Raw genomic sequence first — 8,628 nt, forward strand, 5'->3', positions numbered from 1 at the left:
AGCGGGTTCATGCCTGTGCTACATCCAGATTCAGCAGGCGTCTGAACGCCACCCGGGGTGCCTGCGCGGGGCGGCGCACCAGGGTGAGTCTCGGCAGACGGGTGATCGTGTGGCGGAGCAGGGTCTGTGCTTCCAGGCGGGCCAGGGGTGCTCCGAGGCAGTAGTGGATGCCCCAGCTGAATGCCAGGTGCGAGGGGTTGCGTTCCGGGTCGAACACGTCGGGGCGGGAGTACCGCTCGGGGTCGCGGTGGGCCGCGCCGACCATGAGGTGGACCATTTCTCCGGCCGCCACCGCGGTGCCCGCCAGGAAGGTGTCCTGGGCGGCGATCCGGCTGATGACGTGGGTGGGAGGGTCGTGGCGCAGGGACTCCTCCACGAAGGAGGGCACGAGGTCCGGCTGCTGGAGGAGTTTCGTCCAGCGGCCGGGGTCCTCGACCAGCCGGAGTGTCATCGTCGACAGCAGGGTGGATGTGGTCTCCAGGGCTGCCAGCAGGACGAACAGGGCGAGGAAGTAGACCGCTTCGTCGGCCTTGTCCTGGTCGGGTTCGATCTGGTCCCAGGTGTCGATCCAGTGGGAGACAGGGTCGTCGCCGGGGTGTCTGCGCCGTTCCCGCACCAGGCTGAGGAAGTAGGTGCGCAGTTCGGCCATGGCGGTGTCGGAGCGCGCCAGCTGGCTGGCGTTGGGCAGCAGTTCCTGGGTGAAGACCTGATCGTGGGTGAGTTCCCGCAGGCGGGGCCAGTCGGCGCTGGGCAGCCGGAGCCAGTCTCCTATCGTGGCGACGGGGAGTTCCTCGCTCACCAGCGCCGCGAAGTCGGCTTCTCCCGCTTGTATGCGCTCGTGCACGCCGTCCAGCAGCCGGTCGACGATGTGTGTCACCCGGCTGCCGATGCGGTCGATGGTGCCGCGGTCGAAGGTGCCGGCCGACCGGCGTACACGGGTGTGTTCCGGAGGGTTGAGCGCGGGCAGGGTATGGCTGATCTCCCGGGAGGAGGGGGCGCTCCAGCGGGTGCGTGCGCCCTGCTGCTCCCGCCACCGGGCGTCCGGTTCGAGCCAGGTGCCGCTGCGGAGTACCTGCTCACAGCCGGAGTAACTCGTGACCAGTAACCCGCCCCAGGGCGCGGGGCTGACTGCGCCGCGCGCCCTGAGCTCTTCGTAGAAGGGGAAGGGGTCGGCCTGTCCGTCGCCCGTCCTGAGACGGGAGAACAGAGAGATGGTGGCCCGACGGTCCGTGGACGGAGTCGTGGCACTTCCCACGATAGCGGCTCCTTTCTGCCAGCCGCTATCCGTACCCGATCACCACATGAGCCATACGGTAACACCGTGGTCTCATATGGTTACTTGCGTCACTCCCCATTCATCCAGGCGCGGAAACGGCTGAACAACCCGCCCGCCGGGCGCGCGGCATGGGCCGGCCGATGTACCGCGTGCGCCTGGGGGACGCCGGAGGCCGAGGGTGCGGTGCGAGCCGGCGGGGCGGAGGTGTGACGGGGGCCGGCGGTCTGGGGCACGGTGCGGGGGCTGTACCGGATGGGCACGGTGACCAGTGAGCGGCTCCACGGGGCCGGCACCCAGGCGAGTTCGTCGAACGGGACGCGCATCTCGACGTCGGGCAGCCGGTTGAGCAGGGACTCCACGGCCGTGGCGGTGATCATGAGCGCCGGGTCCTTGGCCGGGCACGCGTGCGGGCCGGCACCGAAGGCGAGGTGGGCCTTGGGACTGAGCTGCTCACGGTGCGCGGTCAGCTTGGGGTCGTTGTTGGCCGCCGCGAAGGAGATCAGCACCGGGTCGCCCGCCCGCAGCGTCCGGTCACCCAACTCGACGTCCTGGGTGGGGTAGTGGCCGGCGTAGTTGGCGATCGGGGCGTAGTTCCACAGCGTCTTGACCACCGCGTCCTCCGCGGGGAGTCCGGCCGGCCAGTCGTCGCTGAGATACAGCGCGACGCTTGTGCCGATGGCCGCCGCCAGGGGCGCGGTGCCACCGGACAGCAGGGTCACGAGCTGGTGCAGCACCTCCTCGTCGCTCAGCCGGGCGGAGTGCACCATCAGCTTGGTGGTGAGGTCCTCGCCGGGCTGGCGGCGCTTGAGGGTGATCAGCTCCGCGAGTGCTCCGGCCAGGATCTCGTCGGCGCCGGGAGTGCCCTGGAAGATGCCGGTGATCCCGGCGATGACCCGGTCGCCGAGTTCCGGCGGGCAGCCGAACAGGTCACCGAAGATCAGCAGCGGCAGCGGCTGCGCGTACGCCGCCATCAACTCCGCCTGCCCGAGCGGCTCGGAGCTGAACCGGCTGATCAGGTAGTCGGCGGACTGCTGGGTCAGCCGGATGAGCCGCCCCTGGTCGACGGTGGCGAGACTGTCCGTGACCGCCTGACGCAGCCGGGCGTGGGCGGCACCGTCGCTGAACAGGGCGTTGGGGCGGTAGCCCATCATGGGCCTGGCCGGGCTGTCCTCCGGTATCCGCCCCTCGTTGAGGGCGTTCCAGCGTCGCGAGTCGCGGACGAACAGGTTCGGGTTCTGCAGGATGTACAGGCTCGCGTCGTAACTCGTCACCAGCTCGACCTGGACGCCTGGAGCGATGTCGACGGGAGCGCTGTGCCCCGTCGAGCGCAGCCGGTCGTAGGTCCGCTCGGGGTCGGAGCCGAAGTCGGGGCCGTACAGCGGCACGTTGCCGGATACCGGGTGACCGGAGGGTGTCCCGGTCGTCCTGAGGGGCTGTTGCATGGTGGTGGCTCCTAGCCGAGTGAGGACAAGAGGTGCTTCACGAGGGTGATGAGGGCCTGCATCGAGGAGTCCTGGTCGCGGACGTCGCAGTCGATGACCGGTGTGTCCTTGGCGATGTCGAGTGCCTCGCACACCTCGGACAGCGCGAAACGGGACCGGCCGTCGAAGGTGTTGACCCCGACGACGTAGGGCAGGCCGAAGTCCTCGACCAGGTCGAGAATGGGGAAGGCTTCCCCCAGCCGCTCCGGGTCGACCAGGACGAGCGCTCCCAGCGCTCCCCTCGACAGACCCTCCCACATCTGCTTGAACCGTTCCTGCCCCGGCGTTCCGAAGATGTAGAGCACCAGATCGTCGCTCAGGGTCAGACGTCCGAAGTCCATCGCGACGGTCGTGGTCGTCTTGTCCGGCGTCTCGGAGAGGTCGTCGAAGCCCTCGCTGGCCTCGGTGATCTCCTCCTCGGTCTGCAGCGGCTCGATCTCGGAGACACTTCCGATGTAGGTGGTCTTCCCCACCGCGAAGTGGCCCACGACCAGGACCTTCACGGAGCGGGAGACCTTGGGATCCAGATACACGGTACTTACGCTCCGGTTCGTATGCGCTCCAGGCCATGGAGCACGGCGGTGAGCAGGGCGGGGTCATGGCGCTCGGCATGTGGCACCGGGCCGCGCACATGGATCAGCCCGTCCTCGGCCATCTGGGCCAGCAGGATGCGCACGATGCCCAGGGGCAGCTGCGTATGGGCGGCGACCTCGGCCACCGACAGGTATCCGTCGGCGAGCAGGTTCATCACCACACGTGCCTCCGGAGCCAGGGTGCGCACCGTGGCGGCGGCCGATGCCTGGGCCGAGATCATGGCGGTGTGCTCGTACTCGCTCTCCCGGGGCAGCACGCGCCCCTTGGCCATGACGAAGAAGGGGACTAACGGGGCCGTCAGCTCCAGTTCTCCGGCCGGGTCCTCATGCATCGCCGACCCCTTCTCCCCACCCGGCGCGAGACGAGGCCTGCGCGGGCATCGCATCACTCAGCCGGGCGGTGAACTCCTCGATGTCACAGTCGTGTTCGGCGGCCGCTGCCAGGAAGGCACCCTCGCCCGCCGCGATCAGGAAGACCCAGCCGTGCTGGAACTCGATGACCGTCTGGCTCCACTCGTCGTCCCGTGCCCCGCCCGCGAAGGGCGCGGTCGCCCGGCTGTAGGCGTGAATCCCCGTCATGGCGGCCGAGATCGTGTCCGCGAGGTCCCTGTCGATCCCCGCGCTCGCGCCCCGGGGCAGACCGTCCGCGCCGAGCAGCAGCGCGTGCAGGGCGTTCGGCACCGAGGCCACCACCCTGTCCAGCTCGTCGAGTACCGCGATGGCCCTGCCCGCCTGCCCGTGCGAAGCCTGTGGGCCTGCCGCAGCCGCGTCCGCGGCGCTCACCCGCGGCGGGGCCGTGAGGTTGGTGCCCAGCCGGGCCACCAGCCGGTTCATCCGGAACGACAGCTGCTCCATGTCGACATCGGGCTCGGCGGCGGCAGCCAGATAGGCCCCCTGGCCGGCTCCGATCAGGAACACCCAGCCGTGCTGGAACTCGATGACGGTCTGGATCCACTCCCGGGTCCGCGAGGAGCCGGCGAAGTGGCCGGTGGCCCGGCTGAGGGACTGCATCCCGGCCATGGCCGCGGAGACCGTACCCACGTCCGCGGCGGTCAGACCGTCCGTGGAGCCGCGCGGAATACCGTCCGCGGAGAGCACCACGGCGTGCCGCGCCTTGGGCACGTTGCTCACGATGTCCTGGACCATCCACGACAAATCGGTTGTACTCATGCGTTGTCGGACCCTTCAGACATGGGGGCGTCGAGGGAGGCCGCATCGCGTCCGGTCTGGGCACCGCGCTGCAAGGCGCCCAGGCTTCCGGCGCCGCGCCGCCGGACGGTGCGCCTCGGCGGCTGCTCCGCCGACGGCGAGTCACCGATGGACGCCACTCGCGGCCCGCGCTTGGGCAGGCCGTTGGCCGTGCGCGCCGGACTGCGCGTCTCCATCGACCGGATGCTGCTCACGGGCGCTGTGTCGGGGGCCGACGGGGTTTCCTCCATGGTCCACAGCTCCTCGGGCAGCAGGACGACGGCCCGGACGCCGCCGTATCGGGACACGCCGGTGACATCGACCTTGAAGCCGTACTGGCGGGCAATCAGACCGATCACCGGGAAGCCGAACCTCGGCTGCGTGCCGAGTTGCGAGAGCCGGGGCACGTCGTCGCCGGCGAGCAGCGCGGTCGCCCGCTGCCGCTCCTCGTCACCCATGCCGACGCCGGCGTCGTCGATGACGATGCACAGGTTCTGCTGCACCTGGCGGAACGTGACCTCGATCGGAGCGTCCGCCTGCGAGAAGCTGGCAGCGTTGTCAAGCAGTTCGGCGACAGCGAGGGCGACCGGTGGGACAGCGGAGGCCTTCAGCGCGATGCCGCTCGGCTGCATGATCTCCACCCGCTGGAAGTTGCGGATCTGGCTCTGGGCGCTGCGCACGACGTCGTAGACACTGGCCGGCTGGTTGCGCCGGCCCAGAGGCGCACCGCACATGACCGCGATGCCCTGGGCCTTGCGGGCCATCTGGGCGTTGGCGTGAGTGATGTCCATCAGGTCGGAGAGGACCGGGTGGCCGCCGTACTCGCGCTGCACCTTGTCCAGCAACGTCGTCTGCTCGGCCGCGAGGCTCTGCAGAAAGCGAGCGGCACCCTTGAGGACCGCCTTCGTGTTCTCCTCGGCGGTCGTCTCCGCCTCGCGGACGACACCGTCCTGCTCGTTCTGGAGCTGCGACAACTCGCCCCGGACCCGGGCCAGTTCTATCTGACTGTACTGGAGCTGCGCCTGCAGCTCGTTCTCGGACTCCTTCTTCCTCCTCAGTACGCCTCTGCTGCGGAGCACGAGCGCTACGACCGCGGCTATGGATATCACCGCTATCGCAACCAGGCACCAAAGAAGCACGTCTTGAGTCATGGAAACCTTTCACGGCGCGTGGTGCAGGCGTCGACAGGTACGCCTCGCAAGGATCCGCAACCCGTCCGGAGCACTGCAGCAGGGGTGAGGCTCAGCGCGCTGGGGAATCTGGGTCCTGAGCATAAGTGGATCAAGGTCGCAGACGGCGGAATGCTATCACCGCCGACCGTGCCGCCCGGCAGCCGCTCCTTTGGACTTCACACGATCAACGCCAGTTGTTATTAAGAGGCGTTGAGGACACGGCCCACCCCGTGCGACAGGACGGGCCGTGGCCGTGGGAACCGGCCGGAGGCGCGGTCAGGCCAGTGCCCGGGAACCGGTCGAAGGGACCTGGCCATGACGGCCACGAACCCCTCACGGGGTACGGCCCGGGACCAGGCCCAGGGCGAGGCACCGGCTCAGGTCGAGTCCCCCAGCTCCACGAGCAGCAGTCCGCCGCCCGATGCGCCAGCAGGCGTCCACACGCTCGATGCCGTGCTCCAGGGTCTCCCCGCCGATGAACCGGCGGGCGAACGCCGGGCCGGCCCGGGTGGGCCCGTAGGGCTCCAGGGCCGGCGCCGCGCAGGAACGGGAGCCTGAAGCGCGCACCGGAAGGTGCCGTCCACGCAGGAGAAGGACACCCCGTACCGGAAGCCGGCCCCGGCACCGCACCAGCATGGCACCGCCGGTGAAACCGCCCGGTTCCACTCGCGGAACGACCGGGCCCGGCCGACCGCGGCCAGCTCGCGGGACAGGTCCCAGGCCACGATGTTCTCCTCGCTGAAGGGAAGCAAGGACGCGCGACAAGAAAGACGACGCCGTCGCGGGGACGGCCCGCGAGCAACAGGTGCTCCATGCCGTCGCAGACTTCCTCCAGCCGGCGGCCGGGATATGCCCACGCGACCCCCGCAGACACGGGAACGACCCTGTGTGTGTGGGGGGTGCCCCTATCTGTTTCGTCAACCCCGCCAGGGTCGGTTCATGGGGGTTGGTAAAGGTTTTCGGGAACGTTCCGCGCAGCGGGACGTTCCCGGCGGATCGGGTGCCTGATGGGCAGCCCGGTGGCCGGCAGGGCTGGCCGTGCCGGTGCGCGGGCGGGATGGGGCCTGGCGGGCAGCAGCGGTGGAGTCGTCAGGCGGCGAGGCCGACGTCGTCGGGGGTGGGGCCTTGTCCCAAGGCCGGGAAGTTAGCCTGTTTGTGCTGGTGGCAAGGGGGTTGAGGTCCAGGTTGTGGCTGCGTAGAGGCCGGGTCCGAGCTTGTGGATGAGCCCGGTGTTGGCCCATCGGGACAGTTGCCGATACATGGTGTGCAGGGTGACGTCGCCGAAGTGGGCGGCGATCTCCGCGGGTCTCCACAGCCGGTTCGGGTCGTCCTGCAGCAGGGCGAGGATGCGATGCCGTCGTCGCTGGGCCGGGGCGGTGTAGCGGTCGTCTCGGGAGACGGTGGGCAGAGGCGGCGGTTCGGGGCCGGGTTCGAGGACGGTGACGGCGAGGTCGGTGATGATGCGGCTGTGATCTGGGCGGCCGTCGTCGCGTCGCTCGCTGTAGCGGGACATCGGCGACTTGACCTTGCGGGTGCTGGTCCGGTGGCGGCGGGGCGCAAGGAGGCGGGACAGCACCCGGCGGCCGGTCAGTCCGAGGCGTCCTTGCTCGTCGGGAACGATCCCGGCGGCCTGGACGACCTGGTCACGGGCGGTCTGGAGTGCCACAGTGAAGCAGCAGCGGTCGGGGTCGGTGCCGGGGATGGACTCGGCGGCCTCGACCATCACGGTCCGTAGGGCCTGGTAGAGCGTGAGCAGGGCCCACATCTCCTGCTCGAGGCCGGCCCGGTCGTTCGAGCGGAGCTTCCGTCCGGCCATGATCGTGTGGCGGAGTGCGTAGTACGCGCTCTCGTGTTCCCAGCGCTCGTGGTAGAGCTTGATCAGCGTCGCCGCAGGGTGCCGGCGGGCGTCCGTCAAGGTGGTGACCAGCCGGTAGAAGCCGGTGAAGACGGTGCCGTCAGCGCAGGTCACCGTGATTTCAGCGTCGATGACCCGGACGCCCACAGTGCCGATCACCGACAGGTATGAGCCGTCGTCGAGACGGGCCAGGACCGGGGTGCGCCGGTTGCTGCGGAGCCGGCCCAGCACCTTCGCGCCAGTCGCGGTCGCCTGGGCGAGGAAGTCGTTGGCGTCGAAGCCCTTGTCCCACAGCACCAGCATGTCCGGCCTCAGCAGATGCAGCAGTCGGCAGGCATAGGCGGTCTCGCCCTCGTCGGTGGGGCCGAACACTGCGCCGATCATGGACCTTGTCCCGGTCTCGACCAGCGTCATCAACTCCAGCGTGGGATAGCCGTGATGGGCTGTCCGCCCGAGCCAGGCCCGATTGCGGGGTGAATCGGGCACCCGAAGCGAGCTGCAGCCATCGAAGGACACGGTCCGGTAGGCACCGAAGCGCACCCCCGGCGTGGTAGGGCGTGCCAGCAGCCCGGCGAGCACCTCGAACAGTGACCGAACCGGCGCGGCCCCCAGCCGTCGGCGAAGGTCCCGCAGGGCCTTCGTGCTCGGTGAGGCCACCGGTATGCCGGCCAGGCCGCTGGTGAGCTTGTCCCAGACCAGCCGGTAGCCGACCTCAGGGAACAGGCACATTGCGAGCAGGAAGTACATTCCGACCCGAGAGGGCAGGTCCCGCAGCCGCCGCTGCACCGTCCGCGTCTCCGCCAGCACCGCGTCCACGAGCTCGAACGGCACCACGGCGGTCAGCTCTCCCAGGTGGCCCGGGGCGAACCGGCCCGCGGCCACGGTCACCGTACGGGTGATGGCAGTCAGCGTGGACGGCAGGGCAAGATGAACCTGCAACGGAGCTCCTCACGTACAAGCTGTCTTGGTCGACTGCCTGTACCAACGAGCTCCGTTGTGCTTTCGCTTCGAACCCTCAATGTGCTTGCAGGACCTGCGAGAACGCTAACTTCCCGGCCTTGGG

General features: G+C 69.4%; 8 protein-coding genes. All 8 read right to left on the reverse strand.

Features of this window, described 5'->3' with window-relative positions:
- Positions 1-7 precede the first annotated feature (7 nt).
- On the reverse strand, positions 8-1,255 hold the full coding sequence (locus B9S61_RS16400) for a cytochrome P450 (RefSeq protein WP_103542926.1): 1,248 nt from the start codon (positions 1,253-1,255) through the stop codon (positions 8-10).
- Positions 1,256-1,344: 89 nt separating this feature from the next.
- A complete protein-coding gene (locus tag B9S61_RS16405; protein WP_103542927.1) occupies positions 1,345-2,718 on the reverse strand; it encodes a cytochrome P450 in 1,374 nt (457 codons plus the stop codon).
- An 11-nt stretch (positions 2,719-2,729) separates the two neighbouring features.
- The gene (locus tag B9S61_RS16410; protein WP_103542928.1) at positions 2,730-3,290 is read right to left on the reverse strand and encodes an ATP/GTP-binding protein; all 561 of its coding nucleotides are present in this window, start codon (positions 3,288-3,290) and stop codon (positions 2,730-2,732) included.
- A gap of 5 nt (positions 3,291-3,295) precedes the next feature.
- Positions 3,296-3,682, reverse strand: a complete 387-nt coding sequence (locus B9S61_RS16415; RefSeq protein ID WP_103542929.1) for a DUF742 domain-containing protein — start codon at positions 3,680-3,682, stop codon at positions 3,296-3,298.
- Positions 3,675-4,496, reverse strand: coding sequence for a roadblock/LC7 domain-containing protein (locus tag B9S61_RS16420; protein WP_103542930.1), 822 nt, complete (start codon positions 4,494-4,496; stop codon positions 3,675-3,677). Before B9S61_RS16420 ends, B9S61_RS16415 begins: the two co-directional genes overlap by 8 nt.
- Before the next feature lie 20 nt (positions 4,497-4,516).
- Complete coding sequence (locus B9S61_RS16425; protein WP_103542931.1) at positions 4,517-5,617, reverse strand: ATP-binding protein; 1,101 nt, start codon at positions 5,615-5,617, stop codon at positions 4,517-4,519.
- 426 nt (positions 5,618-6,043) lie between these two features.
- Positions 6,044-6,277, reverse strand: coding sequence for a hypothetical protein (locus B9S61_RS40355; protein ID WP_146064864.1), 234 nt, complete (start codon positions 6,275-6,277; stop codon positions 6,044-6,046).
- A gap of 577 nt (positions 6,278-6,854) precedes the next feature.
- Complete coding sequence (locus B9S61_RS16430) at positions 6,855-8,504, reverse strand: IS4 family transposase (RefSeq protein WP_103542876.1); 1,650 nt, start codon at positions 8,502-8,504, stop codon at positions 6,855-6,857.
- Positions 8,505-8,628: the final 124 nt, after the last annotated feature.

It is taken from the genome of Streptomyces sp. SM1 (assembly GCF_002910825.1).
Lineage (GTDB): Bacteria > Actinomycetota > Actinomycetes > Streptomycetales > Streptomycetaceae > Streptomyces > Streptomyces okerensis.